The sequence below is a fragment of the Nocardia sp. NPDC058666 genome, from assembly GCF_042714895.1.
GTDB lineage: Bacteria > Actinomycetota > Actinomycetes > Mycobacteriales > Mycobacteriaceae > Nocardia.
Genome location: NZ_JBHXRY010000001.1, coordinates 336,806 through 355,471, shown reverse-complemented (window position 1 = coordinate 355,471; position 18,666 = coordinate 336,806). Strand labels below are relative to the sequence as shown.

14 protein-coding genes and 1 pseudogene are annotated in these 18,666 nt (G+C 65.8%); 8 read left to right on the top strand and 7 right to left on the bottom strand.

The window, feature by feature from the left end; translation table 11 throughout:
• Window positions 1-150: 150 nt before the first annotated feature.
• Window positions 151-1,356: a DUF885 domain-containing protein gene (locus tag ACFWVD_RS01490; protein ID WP_379239947.1), complete on the bottom strand. Its 1,206-nt coding sequence runs from the start codon at window positions 1,354-1,356 to the stop codon at window positions 151-153.
• Window positions 1,357-1,555: 199 nt separating this feature from the next.
• Between ACFWVD_RS01490 and coaA the strand changes: the two genes are divergently transcribed.
• Entirely contained in the window at window positions 1,556-2,488 is a 933-nt protein-coding gene (coaA, locus tag ACFWVD_RS01485; RefSeq protein ID WP_379239946.1) for a type I pantothenate kinase, read from the top strand.
• On the opposite strand, the gene ACFWVD_RS01480 is transcribed toward coaA, so the two are convergent.
• The 3 genes from ACFWVD_RS01480 to ACFWVD_RS01470 form a co-directional block, all read right to left on the bottom strand.
• Window positions 2,489-3,592 (bottom strand): hypothetical protein, encoded by a 1,104-nt coding sequence (locus ACFWVD_RS01480; protein ID WP_379239945.1) that lies wholly within the window; start codon window positions 3,590-3,592, stop codon window positions 2,489-2,491.
• A 74-nt stretch (window positions 3,593-3,666) separates the two neighbouring features.
• Window positions 3,667-4,233, bottom strand: a complete 567-nt coding sequence (locus ACFWVD_RS01475; protein ID WP_379239944.1) for a hypothetical protein — start codon at window positions 4,231-4,233, stop codon at window positions 3,667-3,669.
• A gap of 29 nt (window positions 4,234-4,262) precedes the next feature.
• Window positions 4,263-5,051, bottom strand: a complete 789-nt coding sequence (locus ACFWVD_RS01470) for an isoprenyl transferase (RefSeq protein WP_379239943.1) — start codon at window positions 5,049-5,051, stop codon at window positions 4,263-4,265.
• A 125-nt stretch (window positions 5,052-5,176) separates the two neighbouring features.
• Between ACFWVD_RS01470 and ACFWVD_RS01465 the strand changes: the two genes are divergently transcribed.
• Both ACFWVD_RS01465 and ACFWVD_RS01460 read left to right on the top strand, forming a co-directional pair.
• The gene (locus ACFWVD_RS01465) at window positions 5,177-5,812 is read left to right on the top strand and encodes a hemolysin III family protein (RefSeq protein WP_379239941.1); all 636 of its coding nucleotides are present in this window, start codon (window positions 5,177-5,179) and stop codon (window positions 5,810-5,812) included.
• A gap of 115 nt (window positions 5,813-5,927) precedes the next feature.
• Complete coding sequence (locus ACFWVD_RS01460) at window positions 5,928-7,409, top strand: adenylate/guanylate cyclase domain-containing protein (RefSeq protein WP_379239940.1); 1,482 nt, start codon at window positions 5,928-5,930, stop codon at window positions 7,407-7,409.
• Window positions 7,410-7,428: 19 nt separating this feature from the next.
• Here the strand turns inward: ACFWVD_RS01460 and ACFWVD_RS01455 are convergent.
• Window positions 7,429-9,505, bottom strand: a pseudogene (locus ACFWVD_RS01455) (thioredoxin domain-containing protein).
• 58 nt (window positions 9,506-9,563) lie between these two features.
• A complete protein-coding gene (locus ACFWVD_RS01450; protein ID WP_379239939.1) occupies window positions 9,564-11,225 on the bottom strand; it encodes a recombinase family protein in 1,662 nt (553 codons plus the stop codon).
• A gap of 330 nt (window positions 11,226-11,555) precedes the next feature.
• On the opposite strand from ACFWVD_RS01450, the gene ACFWVD_RS01445 reads away from it, so the two are divergent.
• Genes ACFWVD_RS01445 through ACFWVD_RS01430 form a run of 4 tightly spaced genes read left to right on the top strand, consistent with a single transcriptional unit; the run spans window position 11,556 to window position 16,685 of the window.
• Window positions 11,556-12,653, top strand: a complete 1,098-nt coding sequence (locus ACFWVD_RS01445; RefSeq protein ID WP_379239938.1) for a BMP family protein — start codon at window positions 11,556-11,558, stop codon at window positions 12,651-12,653.
• Window positions 12,653-14,170 carry an ABC transporter ATP-binding protein gene (locus ACFWVD_RS01440; protein WP_379239937.1) on the top strand — a complete coding sequence of 506 codons (1,518 nt, stop codon included), beginning with the start codon at window positions 12,653-12,655 and terminating at the stop codon, window positions 14,168-14,170. The genes ACFWVD_RS01445 and ACFWVD_RS01440 overlap by 1 nt, the downstream gene beginning before the upstream one ends.
• A complete protein-coding gene (locus ACFWVD_RS01435) occupies window positions 14,167-15,417 on the top strand; it encodes an ABC transporter permease (protein WP_379239936.1) in 1,251 nt (416 codons plus the stop codon). The genes ACFWVD_RS01440 and ACFWVD_RS01435 overlap by 4 nt, the downstream gene beginning before the upstream one ends.
• Complete coding sequence (locus ACFWVD_RS01430) at window positions 15,414-16,685, top strand: ABC transporter permease (RefSeq protein WP_379239935.1); 1,272 nt, start codon at window positions 15,414-15,416, stop codon at window positions 16,683-16,685. Before ACFWVD_RS01435 ends, ACFWVD_RS01430 begins: the two co-directional genes overlap by 4 nt.
• Before the next feature lie 5 nt (window positions 16,686-16,690).
• Here ACFWVD_RS01430 and ACFWVD_RS01425 read toward each other — a convergent pair whose 3' ends face one another.
• Complete coding sequence (locus tag ACFWVD_RS01425) at window positions 16,691-17,311, bottom strand: alpha/beta fold hydrolase (RefSeq protein WP_379239934.1); 621 nt, start codon at window positions 17,309-17,311, stop codon at window positions 16,691-16,693.
• Between the two features lie 123 nt (window positions 17,312-17,434).
• Between ACFWVD_RS01425 and ACFWVD_RS01420 the strand changes: the two genes are divergently transcribed.
• Complete coding sequence (locus ACFWVD_RS01420; protein WP_379239933.1) at window positions 17,435-18,640, top strand: transcriptional regulator; 1,206 nt, start codon at window positions 17,435-17,437, stop codon at window positions 18,638-18,640.
• Window positions 18,641-18,666: the final 26 nt, after the last annotated feature.

Here is an 18,666-nt window from a genome sequence, read left to right as displayed (position 1 = left end):
CCAGAATTGCGTCATCTACACCTGATCCCCGACCGTAAGGACCTGTCATGCCCGTGACCCCCGCCATCGCACCGTCCAACCCGATCGAAGCGCTGCTGCTGCAGCTCAACTACCTGATCTGTTCGCTGTTCAACCCCGGCGGCTGCGTGATCATCCAGTAGTCATCCGCCGGATCGCCCCCGGCGTGAGCGGTTCGTCGAGCAGTCGCCCGAACCGCTCGACGCGATCCTGCGCGTCGACGGCACCGTCGAGCCACCCGCCCAACAGGCGGTATCCCTCGACATAGGTGCTGATGTAGGCCCGCCACAGCGGCGACGACAGGAACCGCAACATCTGCCGCGCCCGCTCCGGCGTCGCCAGCACCCATCGCTGCAGGTACAGAGCAGCTTCGTCCTCGCTGCGATGCTGGTCGTGCAGCAGCAACGCGACGTCCTGGCGCACGTTCAGCAACTTCGCCGACGCGGTCGAATACCGTTCGGCGCGTTCACCATCGAAGCGAAGCCCCAGGTCGGCGTAGATTTCCTGCGCCCACAGACCCCAGCCCGGTCCCACGATCGACTGCAGGGCCAGGTCGGCCAGACCTTCGGCCATCAGGCACTGCGGGGTGTTGACCAGGAACAGCGTCTGCTCGTCCTCGCCCGCCGCGACCAGTCCGGCTTCCTTGCGGCAGTGCTCGGTGTGATGGCCCGGGTAGGACTCGTGCGCGATCAGCGCGGGCAAGTTGCCCATGTGCTGTTTCAAATCGGAATTGATCGCGACCGTCGACGTGAAATTGCCGAGGTAATAGTTGAAACCGGACCACGGCTTGTCGCCCACGACCTCGTAGTTGACGTGCTCATGGTCGGGCAGCGGGTACCGGTCGCGCACGCGTTCGCGCAGCGCGCTGGAGAACGCTTCCACGCAGATCGCCAGCTTTTCCGGCGGGATCTCGTCGCCGCGACGGTAGGCCGCGGCACGTTCGGCCAGCGGCCCCTCGCCGCCGAGCACCTCGTCCATCTGCCGGTGCGCTTCGAGGTAGTCGTCGGGGTCGCCGGGCGCGATATCGACGTCGAAATAGGCGCGGACCTCGTCGACGAAGCCGATCTGCTCGCCGGCGAACTTGCGCGCGGAGCACTCCATCGCCACCAGGTGCGCGTCGAGGAATTCGGTGCGCTGCGCCGACAGCCCCGCATCGGGCAGGGCCGCGCGCAGGTCGACAGCGCGTCGGGCCAGCTCGGCGGGCTGCGGCACGGGCGCGTTCTCGACATCGCGGCGCAGCTGCGGGTCGCCGGTGAACGCGTCGACGAAGCCCTCTTCGAGGCGATCGAACGCCAGCCCCAGCCGCAGATACTCGGTGACAAGTGGATGTGAACCCATGTGGGCGACATTACTGGGTCGGTCGAAAAAGCGGGCTTTACCTCGGCATCGCGACTAGTTACCGACCAGTAGCCAAACCCCCTGTTGCGCGCGAACGGCGAGCACGGAGCACAATCTCGCTATGTGGTCAGAGTTATCCCCGATCCCACCAGACGGGCAGCGAAGCTGTACGTATGCGCCCGGACGGAGGATCGGGTAGGTGGCACGGATGAGTGAACCGAGCCCCTACGTGGAGTTCGATCGAAGCCAGTGGCGCACCCTGCGCAAGTCGACTCCCCTGGTGCTGACCGAGGACGAACTGACCGGACTGCGCGGTCTGGGTGAGCAGATCGACCTCGAGGAAGTCGCCGAGGTCTACCTGCCGCTGGCCCGACTGATCCACCTGCAGGTCGCGGCACGGCAGCGGTTGTTCGCCGCCACCGCCACCTTCCTCGGGGAGAAACATCCCGACAAGCAGGTGCCGTTCGTGATCGGTGTCGCGGGCAGTGTCGCGGTCGGCAAGTCGACCACCGCGCGTGTGCTGCAGGCGCTGCTGGCGCGCTGGGATCACCACCCGCGCGTGGATCTGGTGACCACCGACGGATTCCTTTATCCCACAGCCGAACTCACCCGTCGCGGGATCATGCACCGCAAGGGTTTCCCCGAGAGTTACGACCGGCGCAAGCTACTGCGGTTCGTCACCGAGGTGAAGTCGGGCGCGGAAGAGGTGTGTGCGCCGGTGTATTCGCACAAGTCCTACGACATCGTGCCCAACGAGAAGCACTGCGTGCATCAGCCCGACATTCTCATCGTCGAGGGCTTGAACGTGCTGCAGACCGGTCCGCGACTGATGGTGTCGGACCTGTTCGACTTCTCCATCTACGTCGACGCCCGCATCGAGGACATCGAAAACTGGTACGTGCAGCGCTTTCTCGCGCTCCGCAAGACCGGCTTCGCCGACCCCGACGCGCACTTCCACCACTACGCCGCGTTCAGCGACGAGCAGGCCACCGCGGCCGCGCGCGACATCTGGAACTCCACCAACCGACCCAACCTGGTGGAGAACATCCTGCCCACGCGTCCGCGCGCAACCCTGGTGTTGCGCAAGGACTCCGACCACACCATCAACCGGTTGCGACTGCGCAAACTCTGATCAGTTGGTGCCCACCGGGGCACCCAGCGACACGACCTGCTTCGCGAGTTCCTCACGGGCCGTGCCCTTTTGGATCACGAGCACGCCGCTGGGGGTGCCGCGCGCGTCGGTGGGGTCACCGGCAACCACCTCGACCGCGGACTCCTGCGCGCGCGGCAGCAGGTCGACCACCGGGTACTCCGCGACCGGCGCCCACCCCTGCGCCGCGGACTGCAAACGGTCGACCATGCTGGGCGCGCCGACGGCGTCGATCCATTTGCGAGTGGCGATGGTGATCGAACCGTCGGCGCTCCAGCGCGGGCTGTAGGCGGCCGAGCATTCGCCGGGCAGGGTCGGCAGCGAGCGGACACCGTTGGTGGTGGCGTCGATGGTGGCCACATTGCCGCTGCCGCAGGTCGCACTGCGCGCGGTGGCACCGGCCAGCACGAAGGTGTGACCGTCGGGTCCGGCGGCGGCCGACAGTCCCGCGTCGATCCCGGGCACGCGGCCCAGCGGCAGGATGGTGTCGGCGCCGATGGCGTACAGGTGGCTCTTCTCCCACCACAGTCCGCGCGATTCGACCCGGGCCAGCAGCACGTATTCATCGGTGGCGGCAACGAGTTTGGCGCCGTCCCACGCGCCGCCGGTGAGCGGACTCGGCGAATCCGGCAGTTCGATCTCGCGTTCGGCCGCGGGAGGTTCGGTGCCCGCCAGGTCCATGCTCACGATCTGGCCCGGTTCGCGCCACCAACCGACCACCGAACCGCGCAAAGCCACGGCGTCGGTGCACTCGCAGTCGATGCGGGTGACGGAGCCGTCGCGCACGCCCAGCGCGACCAAGGCCTTGGTGTTGGGCTCCACCGCGAACGCGTACTGACCGTCGCTGGTGAACGACACCGTGCCCGAGGAGTAGCCGAAACTGCCTGTCGCGCGGATGGTTTCGCTGCCGCGCACCACCGCCAATTCGGAACCGGTGCGGTAGGCGAACACCGAACCCTTCGCGGCTTGTTCCTGCTCGGGGGTCAGCCGAGGCAGCGCGGGCTTGTCGACCTCACCGCAGCCGGCCAACACCGCCGCCACGCCGAGCACCGCGCACCACACGCTCGCCTTCGAAACAATCCCCACAGCTCACCCCTGTCATCCGGCCTGGTCTCGGGTGGCAGCCTAGCCCGTGGCGGCACCGTATCGGGGGTTACGCGCTACAAGGTCCAGGCCGCGTCGAGCCTGGTCGCCACGTCGATATTGCGCACCGCCGCGATCTCGGGTTTGCGGATCTCCTGCGCGATATACCGGGCGACGAACCGCCGGATCTCGTGATCGACACTGGCCAGCACGCGCAACAACTCGCCGCGCTTGGAATTGCTGGCGACATTGACCCGCACGTCGCCGGGGCGCGGTTCGGCGATGTCGATGACCACCCGCAACGGGTCGGCGGTGCGCGCGGTCAGATGCAGGTGCACGGTGCCGTCGACCCGGAAACGCGACCGGTCCACCGCCAGATCCAGCACCAGATCCACATGCAACGGGATGGTCAGTTCGAAGGAGATGAACGCGTCGACGAAACGCAGGATCCGCGGTTGGCCCAGCTCCACCTGCGCGGTGACCTTCGCCAGTCGTCCCGGACCGACACCCACGGGCCCGAAATCGAAAGCGGCACCGGTGAGTTGGCCGAAGGCGTCGGCGATGCGCTGCTCGGACACGGCGTATTCCAGGAAACGCCTGCCGAACTCCTCATAGCTGATGTAAGAAGGCTGTTCGGGCTGCACTGATCGCAGAGTACGCGACCCCTACGACATCACACGCCGAAACGGCGGTGACGTGCGGCGTAATCCCTTAGGGCACGCAGGAAGTCGACGCGGCGGAACTCCGGCCAGTACGCCTCGGTGAACCAGATCTCCGAATAGGCGCTCTGCCACAACAGGAACCCCGAAAGCCGTTGCTCCCCAGAGGTTCTGATCACCAGATCCGGGTCCGGCTGGCCGGAGGTGTACAGGTGCTGACCGATCGCGTCGACCGTAATCGACTGCACCAGATCCTCATCGGATTCCCCCGACGCGATTTCCTGCCGCACCAGCGAACGCACCGCATCGGTGATCTCCTGCCGACCGCCGTACCCGACCGCGACATTGACGTGCACGCCGTCACGCCCACTCGTGCGCTCGGCGGCCACCCGCAGACGCTCGGCGATCAACTCGGGGAACCCCTCGAGCGACCCGACGATCCGCACACTCCAGTTCTGCTCCGGGGCGGACAACTCCTCGACCACGTCGGTGATGACTTCGAACAGGGTCTCGAGCTCTTCGGGATCGCGGCGCAGATTCTCGGTGGACAGCAGGTACACGGTCACCATCTCGATGCCCTGATCCGAACACCAACCCACCAGCTCGGCGATCTTCAACGCACCGACGCGATGGCCGTGACTGACATCGGTGAACCCGTTCTCGCGCGCCCAGCGACGATTGCCGTCGCACATGACCGCGACATGACGAGGGTGCTGCTTGTCTACCAGCTGCTGCGACAGCCTGGCTTCGTAGATGCGGTACGGCAATCCACGCACCCGACCAAGAAACTCCACAGCCCGCACACTACGCCTGGGCCGCCGCTGCCCCGTCTCCCCGGCTTGCCGTAACCTGAAGTCGATAACCTACGGTACCGTAGGTTTCTGTCTTGGGAGGTTTCGTGGAGGCGGTTCTGACTGAGGTCGGTGGGGTGGGGAAGCCGCGGTTTCGGGGGTGGATTCACACCTGGGCGGTGGGGGTTGCCGCTGTTGCGGTGACTGTGCTCGTGGTGTTCGGGTTTCTCACCTCGCTGACCGCGGGGTTGTCGACGTTGCTGTACGGGATTTCGGTGTGTGCGCTGTTCGGGGTGAGCGCGGTGTATCACCGGGTGACCTGGTCCAGTGTGCGGACTCGGATTCGGATGAAGCGGGCCGATCATTCGATGATCTTCCTGTTCATCGCGGGCAGTTACACGCCGTTCGCGCTGCTGGGGTTGCCGGGCAAGACCGGGCAGACGCTGCTGATCGTGGTGTGGGCGGGCGCCATTGCGGGGGTGGCGTTGAAGTTGTTGTGGCCGACCGCGCCCGCGTGGGTGGGGGTGCCGCTGTACCTGCTGCTGGGCTGGGCGATCGTGCCGGTGGTCGGGGAACTGCTGCACAACGTGGGCGTCGCGCCGCTGGTGCTGCTCGCCGTCGGCGGGGTGATCTACAGCGTGGGCGCGGTGCTGTACGCGACCAAATGGCCCAACCCGTGGCCCGACTTCGGCCATCACGAGTTCTTCCACGCCATGACCGTGGTCGCCGCGCTGTGTCACTACATCGCGATCTGGCTGGTCGTGCTCGGCTGACCGGCGCGTGCGCGCGGTGCGCACCGGCACGCCTTCTATGCTCGGTAGTTGTGTCACCCGTCAGCGCAGCTCGTGATACCAGGGCACCCTCGGGCGCCGGGTTCGAGCGTGCGCGGTGAACCGGCTGGTCCGGTGGGCGCTGCGGTCGTACTGGGGGCTGGCGCTGGTGGTGATCTCCGCCAACATGGTCGGGGTCACCGCGATCTTCCTGGTCTGCTGGGCGGGCGGGGTGTTCAGCCGGGTCGGCGACGACTGGAGTGACGCGGCGGCGCTGATCCTGATCTATCCGGTGGTCGCCTTCGCGGTCGGCATCGGGATCGCGCTGTACGACCGGCGCCGCTATATGCGCTGGCTCGACGACAACCGCAAACCCACCCCGACCGAAGCGCGGGTGCTGGTCCGCCTGCCCGCCGCGGTCACCCTGCGCGCGATGGCGCTGTGGGCACCCGGTGTGGTGTTGACGGTATGGCTGGTCAACCGGTTCACCGAGTACCACAACGTCCCCGTGTTGCTGGCCGGCTTCACCCTCGGCGGGCTGGAGGCGGCCGGCGCGATCTACCTGATCCTGGACCGGCTGATCCGACCCGCCGTGCCGATCATCGCCGCGGTGCTGGGCCCCACCGTGCATCCCAGTTCGACCGTGCTGGTGCGTGTGCTGGTCACCTGGGCGGTGTCGAGCGCGCTGCCGGGACTGATCATCATCGTGGTCCTCAGCGACACCACCACCCCGGCATCGGATCGGGTGCGCGCGGCCTGGCTGTTCTCATGGGTCGCCCTGGGCGTCGGCGCGCTGGCCACCGCTCTGCTCGCACGCTCGGTGGCCACTCCGATGCGCACGATGTACCGGGCGCTGGACCGGATCACCCGCGGCGAACTCGATGTGCGGGTGCCGGTGGGCAGCGCGAGTGAGATCGGGCGGCTGGAACATTCGGTCAACGAACTGGCCGCCACCCTGCGCGACCAACTGCACACCGAGGACGTGTTCGGTCGACACGTGGGGTCGACGGTGGCCGAACGGGCACTGTCGGGCACCACCGATCTGACCGGTGACCTGCGGATCGTGTCGGCGCTGTTCGTCGACGTCACCGGGTCGGTGCAGTTGTCGGCGGAAATGGAACCGGAAGAGTTCGTGCACAAGCTCAACCGGCTGCTCGCCACGGTCGTGGCGGCCACCGAGGACAACGGCGGACTGGTGAACAAGTTCGCGGGCGACGCGGCGCTGTGCATCTTCGGTGCGCCGTCCGCGCTGGAAGACAACGCGACCCCCGCCCTGCGCGCCGCGCGTCGGATCCGCGACGAGGTGGTCGCCACCGGTGAACTCGACGTCGGCATCGGGGTCGCGCGTGGGCAGGTGTTCGCCGGTGATGTGGGTGCGGATACTCGTCTGGAATTCACGGTGATCGGTGATGCGGTCAACGAGGCGGCCCGCCTGACCGCCGTGGCGAAGGATGCGCCGCGGCGGGTGTTGGTCAGCGATTCGGTGTGGCAGGCGGCTACTCCCGCTGAGCGGTCGAAGTGGAAGCGCTACAAGGATTTACGATTGCGCGGTATTCCTGGCCGGACCAGGACATGGACGGATATCCCCCCGAGTAGGTGAGATCGGGGACAACGCGGCGCTAGCTTCGTAGTGCTGCGGTGAGGGCGGTCGGACTGGTGACCGGCAGGTCGCAGACCGAACCTCGGCAGACGTAGGCCGCGGGCCGTCCGTCGATGAGTGGGCGGTCGGTCAGCAGTGGTGCGGCGTTCGGTGGCGCGGCCAGAATGATCGAACCGCCGGGGGCCGACGCACGTGCCGCGGCGAGCAGTTCCATTGTGGCCGAGGACTGTTCGGTCGCGGCGATCGCTACTTGGTAAGGGCCGCGAACTGATGCCTCGGCGACCGCTAGCCAGTGACCGGCTGTGCGCGGGGCGCGCGCGAGCAGGATCGCACCGCGGGCCAGGGTTTGGTCGGCGAGTTCTCGGTAACGGACGGCGCGTTCGGTGTCGGCCACGGCCGAGGCGGTGAGCAGGGCTTCGGCCAGGGTGGAGGCGCCGGACGGGGTGGCGCCGTCGACGGGGTCGCGGGGGCGGGCGACCAGCGTTTCGGCATCGTCGGCGGTGTCGAACCAGTTGCCGGGGTGGTCGGGGTCGGCGAAGTGTTCGATGGTGTTGTCCAGCAACAGTTGTGCGGCGGCGAGCCAGTCGGGTTCGCCGGTGGCCTGGTAGAGCGCGAGTAGGCCGGTGGCGAACCAGGCGTAGTCCTCGAGCACGCCGGGCGGGGTGCCCGCGACACCGTCGAGGGAGGCGCGGCGCAGTCTTCCGTCGACGAGGTGAACGTCGAGCAGGTAGCGCGCGCAGCGCACGGCGGCGGCAACCCACGAGGGTTCTTCCAGTGCCGCACCGGATTCCGCGAGCGCGGTGATCGCCATGCCGTTCCAGGCGGTGACCACCTTGTCGTCACGGGCGGGCTGTGGGCGCTGCGTGCGAATCGCGTACAGCTGGGCGCGCAACCGATCGAAACGCGAGGACTGTTCGACGTCGACAGGATCGCTGTGCCGGGTCATCACCGATGTACCCTGCTCGAAGTTCCCCGCCGTGGTGACACCGAAAGCGTCTGCGGCCCACATACCTTCGAGCGGACCGAGCTCGCCGATCAACTCGGCGGGCGTCCACACATAGGTGGCACCCTCGACGCCGGGGCCGCCCGGTTCGAGGTGGGTGTCGGCATCCAGCGCCGACGCGAACCCACCTTCGGCCGTCCCGAGATCACCGAGCAAGAACTCGACAGTCTCGCGAGTCACCCTGTGCGGCAACGACTCCAATGGTGTAGCTGGCGCACATCGCGCGAGGTGGGCATACGCGCGCAACAGCAGCGCATTGTCATAGAGCATCTTCTCGAAGTGCGGCACGAGCCACCCGGCATCCACCGAGTACCGCGAGAACCCACCCCGCAACTGGTCATAGATCCCGCCGCGCGCCATCGCCTCGGCGGTGCGCTCGACCAGATCGAACACCGCCTGATCCCCGGTCCGCTCCCAATTGCGAAGCAGCCCTTCCAACATCGCCGACGGCGGAAACTTCGGCGCCCCACCGAAACCTCCGTGCACCGGGTCCTCATCGGCGGCGATAGCCAGCACTGCTTTGTCGAGAAGCTCAGGGCCAACGACGAATTCGGATTCAGGGAGCCCAGAAGACTGCGCTTGCAACGCATCCGTCACCTGCCGAGCAGCCTTGTCCACATCCGCACGCCGCTCACGCCACGTCTCGGCCACCGCACTGAGCAACTGCGTGAACGACGGCATCCCCCCACGCGGCTGCTTCGGGTAGTAGGTCCCGCAGTAGAACGGCGCACCGTCGGGGGTGAGAAAACACGTCATCGGCCACCCACCCTGCCCGGTCATGGCCACGGTGGCGTTCATATACACCGCATCCAGATCGGGCCGCTCCTCCCGATCCACCTTCACACACACGAAGTTCGCGTTCATCTGCTCGGCAGTGGCGGGGTCCTCGAAGGACTCGTGCGCCATTACGTGACACCATGATGGGTTAGTAGCTCAGCTACCAGTGGCAAGACGCATACCCTACTGAAAGTAAAATGGGCACGTCTCGCCTGGTCGCTTCGCTACTCGCCTCCTCTCCCCACTCCTGCCAGTGCACGGGGTTAGCCGCGTGCTGGCGCAGGTAGGGCGATGTGGCCTCGCCTAACCGATTCATTCGTTCACCGTACCCCGGGTTCGATCCACGGCATGGCCACCGTGGATGCGGGTCGCTTCTACGCGGCGAGCTCTGCCTGCCCCGCGTCTCGCGGGATCATGCGAACACTGCTGGGCGGACGCTTCTGCGTCCCCCTGCCCACCGGGTAGATCACGACGGCGGACAGTTCCGCGAAGATGATCGATCGCTTCCGGTCCACGTCGTCTCCGCCGTCACTATCCGGTGCCGACCATCGGGCCAGAACCTCTGGCGAAGAAGCACGTGAACGCTCGTGCTCCTGCTTCAGCTTTCGCAAGGTGTCAACATTTTGGTCGAGCAGCATCGACAGTCGGAAGAACCGCTCGTCGGACTCCTCTCCGCTGCTCCACCGCGCTTCGAAGGCGTCGCGGCGATGAACGGCGTCAGCAAGCGCAGTCTCACCAGGCCATGGATCCCGCTGGGCAGCCGGACGCGATTCGAGCATATCGAGGACTGCCTCGCAGACGGCTTTGTCGATCACCTCCCCGGCGATACTGACGCCGCCGCATCCCCCATCTCCTGTAGCCCTGCACGAATAACGATACTTCGATCTACTACGGGGGTCCTTCTCCGTCGAACGTCCAACCATTACCCCGTTGCACACTCGGCCGTTTACACTCTTACCGCAACGAAGAAGCCCCGAACAAAGGTACTTTCGGGCACCTGCATCTTTGGCGATCGACAACGGGTCGGTACGCGCCTTACGGCGCCGCCGAGGGTACCGCGCCGCAACTATTTCCCAATCACCAGCGGAAATGATTGCTTCCCACTCCCCGATCACTGGTTGCCCGCTGTCGTCACGAAGTATGTCACCTTTCTCGCCCAGAATCCGCAGTCCGGCGTTGCGTGGACTCGAGATGATCTGCTTGACAGTCTGGCAACGCCACGGGCCACCCTTCTCGGTCTTCAGACCGGAAGCCTGGAATAGCCGAACGATATTCGCCAGGGAGTTCCCCGCAACGCAGGCTTCCACAGCCTGACGGATCATATCCGCCTCCTCCGGGACTACTTCGATCTTCCCTGGCTGCCCCTCTACCGCGCGGTACCCGAACACCCGACCGCCGGTGTGAGCGATACCCCGGCGAGCTTGCCCTTCATGCCAGCGCCGAACTCGCGCTCGGCGTTTCTGGTTCTCGCCTATCGAAATTTCCACGCTGCGCAATCCGGCATCGTCAGCATCATCTGCGTACAGGTCTCGTTTTCCGATATCATCAGCGAAGACGCGATCGGGAAACGAACGAAACGCCGAAATAAATCGGTGCCACTGTTCCGGGGTCTTGCAAATTCGATCGTCGTCAACCGCGATAACGCCATGGACTGGGTAGCCCTCGCAAGTATGCCCTCGATGTAGGTCCATCAGCATGGATTCAAAGTCTGGCCGGTAGTCGCCTTTACTTGCCGAGTATCCATTGTCGGTATATCGCTTGACAACTACCAAGTCTTCCCGGCGGGCAATTCGACAAGCCGTTGCATGTTGGTTGGCGACACCCTTGAAGCACTTCTCGACGTCGCCGCGCTTTCCTGAGATATCGCTGATCCGAGCGTAGACAAGGACACACAACGCCTCGTCTTCGATAAGCTCTGCGGGACTCGGGATTCCGAAGGGTATGCCGCGCTGGGCTACGTCGATTCGGGGGATTGATCCCGAGACCGGAACGTGCGAATCATCAAGCGCCACATCAACCCCCTGAGTGTTGGACACAACAGTACCTATCGTACTTTCCGTATGGCGGTCCACACCAGTGGGAATCGGTCGATGGAACCGGGATTGCCGTCGCCCGCCGTCACCCCCCGATCTACGCGAGACCTGACGCGCAGGCGGCACATCCGCGCCCGCGCGGAGCGAGTCCAGGCCCGGATCGGTGCGGCCGCTCCAGAACCCACCCCGCGCTCCACGGTCACAGACTGCTACTCGATCAGGAACGAGCGCGATGATTCTGTTCATATTGTGCTGGTAATTCTCCTGCGCCAGTTGTGTAAATCAATGTTTCATTTCCAAGCATCCACGTCCGAAATCGGGTAAATGTGACGAATGAGAACTGCCACTGCCCTGCGGGCCACCGTCGCCGCTGGTGCCGCTATCACGCTCGCACTGCTTCCCGCCTGCGGATCACCGCCCGCCGGTAAGGACTCCGCCGCCTCCGGCAACACCTACGGATCTGCCGATGCGAAGTTCCGCGCCTGCATGGTGACCGACGCGGGCGGCGTCGACGACAAGTCGTTCAACGAATCAGGTTGGGGCGGGGTGAAGGCCGCGGTCGACGCCAACGCGGCGGTGTCGGGTAGCTACCGGCAGTCCAACAGCAGTGCCGACTACGAGCCCAACCTGCGCGCGTCCGCCGATGACGAGAAGTGTGGGTTGGTGATCGGGGTCGGCGGGCTGATGGCCGACGCGGTGACCGCGGTGGCCAAGGAGAACCCGGACAAGCGGTTCGCGATCGTGGACTCCCATGTCGACCTGCCGAATGTGTACTCGATGGAGTTCAACGCGGCCCAGTCTTCTTATCTGGCAGGCTATTTGGCCGCTGGCACCACCAAGACCGGCAAGGTCGCCACGTGGGGCGGCATGCAGATCCCCGCCGTCACCATCTTCATGGACGGTTTCGCCGCGGGCGTGGCCCAGTACAACAAGGTGCACAACACCACCACCGCCGTGCTCGGCTGGGACACCGTGGCCCAAAAGGGTTCGTTCACCGGCAATTTCGATGACACCAGCGCGGGCCGCTCGCTGACCGAGAACTTCCTCGCGCAGGGTGCCGACGTGGTGCACCCGGTCGCGGGTCCGGTGGGTCTTGGTGGCGCGTCGGCCATCAAGGACAAGGGCAACGCGACCATGATCTGGGTGGATTCCGATGGGTTCCAGGCGGTTCCGGAGTACAAGCAGATCATGCTGTCGTCGTCGATGAAGGACATCTCCTCGGCGATCCGGGTCGCCATCGACAACGCGGTCGCCGACGGCGCCAAGGACGGCCGTTACGTGGGCACGCTGAACAACAAGGGCGTGGCGCTGGCCCCGTTCCACGATTTCGACAGCAAGGTCCCCGACGCGTTGAAGCAGGAACTGACCAAGCTGGCCGCTGACATCGTCGCGGGCACCGTGGTGGTCGCCTCGCCTGCCGCGCCGAAGTAGTGCATCTCGAATTACGGGGCCTGACAAAGAAGTTCGGTGACTTCGTCGCGGATGACGCCATCGATCTGGAAGTGACACCAGGCCAGATCCATGCCGTGCTCGGTGAGAACGGCGCGGGCAAGTCCACGCTGATGAACATGCTGTACGGGATTCTGGAGCCCACCGAAGGCCAGATCCTGGTCGATGGCGCGCCGGTGCGGTTTCGATCGCCCGGCGACGCCATCGCGGCGGGCATCGGCATGGTGCATCAGCACTTCAAGCTGGTGGGTCCGTTCAGCGTCGCCGACAATGTCCAGTTGGGCCGCGAGCACGCCAAGGCCGGGATTCTCGACCGTGCCGCGGCCCGACAGGCGGTGCTGGACGTGTCGCGCCGGTTCGGCCTCGCGCTGGATCCGGATGCGATCTGCGAGAACCTGCCTGTCGGCGTGCAGCAGCGGGTGGAGATCGTCAAGGCGCTGTCGGGTCATACCGAACTGCTGATCCTCGACGAGCCCACCGCGGTGCTCACCCCGCCGGAGGTCGCCGAATTGTTGGCGATCATGCGCAAACTCGCAGATTCGGGGATGTCGATCATCTTCATCAGCCACAAGCTGAAGGAGGTGAAGGCGGTGGCCGACACGATCACGGTGATCCGCCGCGGCAAGGTGGTCGCGCAGGCTTCCCCCAGCGACAGCGAGGCGGAGCTGGCCGCGGCCATGGTAGGCCGCGAGGTGACGCTCACGGTCGACAAGTCACCCGCCGAACCGGGCGCGACGGCCCTGGAGATCAAGGACCTCACCGTCCTCGACGACCGGGGCCTGCCGGTCCTGGACGGCCTGAATCTGACCGTGCGCGCCGGGGAGATCGTCGGTTTGGCCGGGGTGGAAGGCAACGGTCAGACCGAACTGGCGCGCGCCATCCTCGGCACGGTCGCACCCGCGGGCGGCACCATCGACATGCTCGGCACCGACATCACCCGCTGGCACCCGTCGCGGCGCATCGAGTCCGGGCTCGGCTACATCCCGGAGGATCGGGCGCGCGACGGTGTGGTCGGCGATTTCACGGTCGCGGAGAACATCGTGCTCAACCAGTACCGAGAGGCTCCGTTGTCGCGACGCGGTGTGGTCGACGACGCGGCGGTGCGCGAGGTGGCGGTAAAAGCCATCGCGCAGTTCGACATTCGCACGCAGGGTCCCACGGAGCACGTGTCGGCGCTGTCGGGTGGCAACCAGCAGAAGGTCGTCATCGCGCGCGAATTCTCGCGTCCCCGCAAGGTTCTGGTGGCCGCGCAACCGACCCGCGGCGTCGATATCGGTGCCATCGAGTTCATCCACGCCCGGCTGGTCGCCGAACGCGACGCGGGCACGGCGGTGCTGCTGATCTCCGCCGAGCTCGACGAGATTCTCGCGCTGTCCGACCGCGTCGCTGTCATCTTCAACGGCCAGATCGTGGGCGAAGTGTCGCCTGATCGCCCGAGATCAGAGGTAGGCCAGCTCATGATCGGCCACCGGCCTGATCCCTCACCGGAGAATGTGTGAACACCACAGTAGAAACCAAACCGACCCGAAAAGGGTTCGGCCCCACATTCATTCGCTATCTGACCGAAGCCAACAGCGTGATGGTGACGGTCTACTCGCTGCTGCTGGCGTTCGCGATCGGCGCGGTGTTGATCATCGTGTCCGATCCCGGCGTGCGCGGGACGTGGAGTTACCTGTTCGCACGGCCCGGCGATGCGCTCAGTGCATCGTGGTGGGCGGTCGCCACGGCGTATCAGGACCTGTTCGAAGGCTCGATTCTGGATGTCGGTCGCCTGCAACTGTTCTTCGCGGGCGATGCGACGCTGGCTCAGGTGCTGCGCCCGATCTCGGAGACGCTGACCTATGCCACGCCGCTGATCTTCACCGGATTGGCTGTGGGACTGGCGTTTCGGGCGGGCCTGTTCAATATCGGTGCGCAAGGACAGTTCGTGTTCGGGATGCTCGGTGCGCTGATCATCGGGTTCGCGTTGGAGCTGCCGTTCGTGCTGCACCTGCCGTTGGCGTTGCTGGCGGGTGCGCTCGCGGGTGGGTTGTTCGGTGCGATACCCGGCTATCTCAAAGCGAGAACCGGTGCGCACGAAGTCATTTCGTCGATCATGCTGAACAACATCGCCGCGTACTTTCTGGTGTGGGCGTTGGGGACCACGTTCATCCATTCGGTCACCTCGCGGGAGCTGGTGTCCAAGCCGGTCGATGAGTCGGCGCGGCTGCCGCAGCTGCTGGGGTGGGCTGGATCGGGACTGCGGGTCAGTGTCGGGTTGTTGATCGGCATCACTTTGGCCGCGGCGACCTGGTGGTTACTGAGCAAGTCCACCTTCGGTTTTCGGATCCGTGCGGTCGGTGCCAACGACCAAGCCGCGAAGACCGCCGGCATGGACATCGGGCGCACGTTCACCACGACCATGGGTGTGGCCGGTGCCCTCGCGGGGCTGGGTGGTGCGGCGATGGCGTTGGGTTTGAGCCCGTACACGCTGAATCCGGGGACGGCGGTCGAATACGGATTCGACGGGATCACCGTGGCGCTGCTCGGGCGCGCGCATCCCGGCGGAATCGTCGCCGCCGCACTACTTTTCGGTGCGTTGAAGTCCGGCACGCTGCACATGCAGCCCGCCATTCCGGTCGAGATGTCGACGTTGCTGCAGGCGGTGATCGTGCTGTTCGTCGCGGCGCCCGCCCTGGTCAAAACGCTGTTGCGGCTGCGAACGCCGCGCGGTGGACTCAATACTTTGGAAGCGAGGGGCTGGTGAGTACGCAGGTCGTGGTGCCCGACAAGGTTCAGCGGCGGTATACCTCGGCGGGTTACGGCTTGATCGGTAGCGGTGTCGTGCTCGGCGGGCTCGGACTGCTGCTGATGGAGGCCGGGCGGACCACCACCTACCGGCTGGATCAAACGGTCGAATCCAGTTGGACCGTAGGGACTTTCCCCGTAGTCGCCGCGCTGAGTGTGGTGGCCGCGCTGGCCGGCATTGCGTTGTTGGCCATGCCGGATCGCCTGCTGCCGCGTCTCGGTGGCATCGCGATCGGTGGCGGGGTCGCCGTGTTGGTGATCGCCGCACTGTCGTGGACCGTCACGCCCGGCGTCGGCTTTCCGATCGAATTCGTCCTGGCGACAACACTTTTCCTGTCGCTGCCGTTCATCTTCGGCGCCCTGTCTGGTGTCGTCGCGGAACGCTCCGGGGTGATCAACCTCGGGATCGAAGGACAGTTCCTCACCGGCGCGTTCACCGCGGCACTGCTGGCGTCGATCTCCGGCAGCGCCTACATCGGGATGCTGGGCGCCACCATCAGCGGTGTCTGCTCGACGTTGCTGCTGGCCTGGCTCGCGACTCGATTCCAGGTCAACCAGGTCGTCACCGGCATCATCCTCAACCTGCTCGCCCTCGGATTGACCGGCTTCCTCTACGAGCGACTCATGCGCGTGGACGGCTCGCTCAACCAACCCGAAGGCGTCCAGAAACTCGGCGACTCGCTGGGCTTCCTGGCCGACATCCCGATCCTGGGACCGGTGCTGTTCGACCAGAACATCTTCGTCTACGTCGCGCTGGCCTGCGTTTTCCTGGTGTCGTTCCTGCTGTTCCGCACCCGATGGGGCCTGCGCACCCGCGCCGTCGGCGAACACCCCGCCGCCGCCGACGCCGCGGGCATCAACGTCAACCGTCTGCGGTTCTGGAACGTCACCGTCGCGGGCGCCCTGTCCGGTTTCGGCGGCGCGTTCTTCACCATCGCCAACAATGTGTCCTTCAGCAAGAACATGACCGCGGGCCTCGGCTTCGTCGCCCTCGCGGTGATGATCGTGGGCCGCTGGCACCCCTTCGGTGTCCTCACCGCCGCCCTGCTGTTCGGCTTCTCCAGCGCCATCCAACGCTTCCTCAACACCATGCCCGGCAACCCGATCCCCACCGAATTCCTCGGCATGCTCCCGTACATCGTCACCCTGGTCGTGGTCGCCGGCTTCATCGGCAAAGCGGTAGCCCCGGCCGCCGACGGCATCCCGTACACACCGGGGGACAAATAGCCGCCTCAGAGCAGTAGTCGCGCCAGTTCGGCAGGTCTGGACATCATCACCATGTGCCCGCCATCGGCTTCGACCGGTTCGATCCCCAGCCGGGTTCGCACGAGTTCGCGCATGAAGTCGGCGGGGAAGAATCGGTCGTCGCGGAGCAGGATGAACCGGGTGGGCACGTCGGGCCAGGCCCCGAGGGGCCATGGCAGAGTCATCGGAGTTTCGGATTGGCCGCGTTCGTACTTCTCCGCGGCTGCCCGCTGCTCGTCGGTGAGCCCGCTGTAGAACACGTCGTCGTCGCCGGCGGTGCTGTGTCCGGTGGCAGCCCACCAGTCGCCGGGTGCCTCGCCGGGTGCCGGGATCATCGCCGATACCAACACCATTCGCTGGACCGGCGCCCGATCGCACACCAGCGGTGCGGTGAATCCGCCGAACGAATGCGCCACTACGACCACGTCCCGGCGCTCGCCGATCGCCTCGACCACCGCGTCGGCGTACTCCGCCAGCCCAGCGGAGTCGTCCTCGCTGGGCAGCGACACGGGTATCGCGTCATGACCGAGTCCGCGCAGTTCGTCGGCCACCTGACCCCAATACCCCGCATCGCATCCCGCCCCTGGGATCAGCATGAATGTGCTCATACACCTTGATACCAAGGGCCACCGACAACATCCGCGACTGGGGAAACTGCTGCTCAGCAGGGGCTGCTGGGGCATGATGGAGGGGCAGACTTTGTCGCAAAACTTCGAATAGGAAGTCCTGGGATGGTGCAGCTCACGCTTTCGGCGCAGCGGGCTGCGTTGGAGCGGGAATGGGCGCTGTGGGTGCCGGGTGGGGGTTCTGGCATCGGGAGTTCGGGGGTGCGCAGTGAGGTGGCGCAGTCTTGGTTGCGGTCGTTGAAGACCGTGGATCCGGGGCGCGATCATGCGCCGGTCAGTGAGACCGATATCGGGCCTAGGTGGGCGGAGTCGCCGTTGCGGGGGCCGGTGACGGAGTTGAAAGAGCAGTTGCACAGTGTCGCCGATGACGCGGGGTATGTCGCGGCGGTGACCGATGCTTCGGGGACGATTCTGTGGACCTATGGCGGGCCGGTGATGCAGCGGCGGGCCGAGCAGGTGAATTTCGCGCCGGGTGGGCGGTGGGACGAGGCGCATATGGGGACCAACGCGTTGTCGTTGGCGTTGCGGACCGATCAGCCGCATACGGTGTTCTCCGCCGAGCATTTGGTCGCGGCGCTGCATGGGTGGGTGTGTTACTGCGCGCCGATTCGGGCTGCCGATGGGACGTTGCTCGGGGTGCTCGACCTGTCGACGACGTGGAAGCGGTCGCATCCGCTGGCCATGGCGACGGTGCGCACGATGACCAGCGCGATCGAAGCGAAATTGCACGCGGCGGTGCCCGCGCCCGCCGGGATGCGGTTGACCTGTCTGGGGACGGGGCGGTTGATGCGGGACGGTCGGCAGATCCGGTTGCGGCCGCGGCAGCTCGAGATCCTGACGTTGCTCGCGCTCGATGAGGACGGGTACAACCATGAGCGGCTGCACTACGCGGTCTATGGGGATCGGGCGGTCGGGGCGAGCACGCTCAAGTCGGAGATGTCCTACCTGCGGCGCGCAACGGGTGGTGAAATCACCAGTCGCATATACAGATTCACTACTCCCCTGGCTTGCGACGCCGTAGAAGTACTGCACGCGTTGGAATCCGGCGATCTCGACGCCGCCGTGCGGCTGTATCACGGTCCGCTGCTACCGGATTCGGATACACCGGGCATCAGCGAATGGCGTGACTACCTCGAAGTCGCCATGCGCAACGCGGTCCTGAACAGCCCGGACGCGAATCACGCACTGGCATACGGCGAGTCCGCCCCCGACGACTTCGCCGTCCACGAACACGCCCTCGCCCTACTCCCCACCCGCGACGCACGCCGCGCAGTCGCCGCTGCCCGCTTGCACAGCGCGCTGCGGACATAACCGATTCAGTCTGATCGGTCAGGGTT

What these genes read in the sequence shown, in the direction of transcription:
- ACFWVD_RS01420 (WP_379239933.1), top strand. Translation starts at nt 17,435, where the DNA reads ATGGTGCAGCTCACGCTTTCGGCGCAGCGGGCTGCGTTGGAGCGGGAA.
- ACFWVD_RS01490 (WP_379239947.1), bottom strand. Translation starts at nt 1,356, where the DNA reads ATGGGTTCACATCCACTTGTCACCGAGTATCTGCGGCTGGGGCTGGCG.
- ACFWVD_RS01425 (WP_379239934.1), bottom strand. Translation starts at nt 17,311, where the DNA reads ATGAGCACATTCATGCTGATCCCAGGGGCGGGATGCGATGCGGGGTAT.
- ACFWVD_RS01445 (WP_379239938.1), top strand. Translation starts at nt 11,556, where the DNA reads ATGAGAACTGCCACTGCCCTGCGGGCCACCGTCGCCGCTGGTGCCGCT.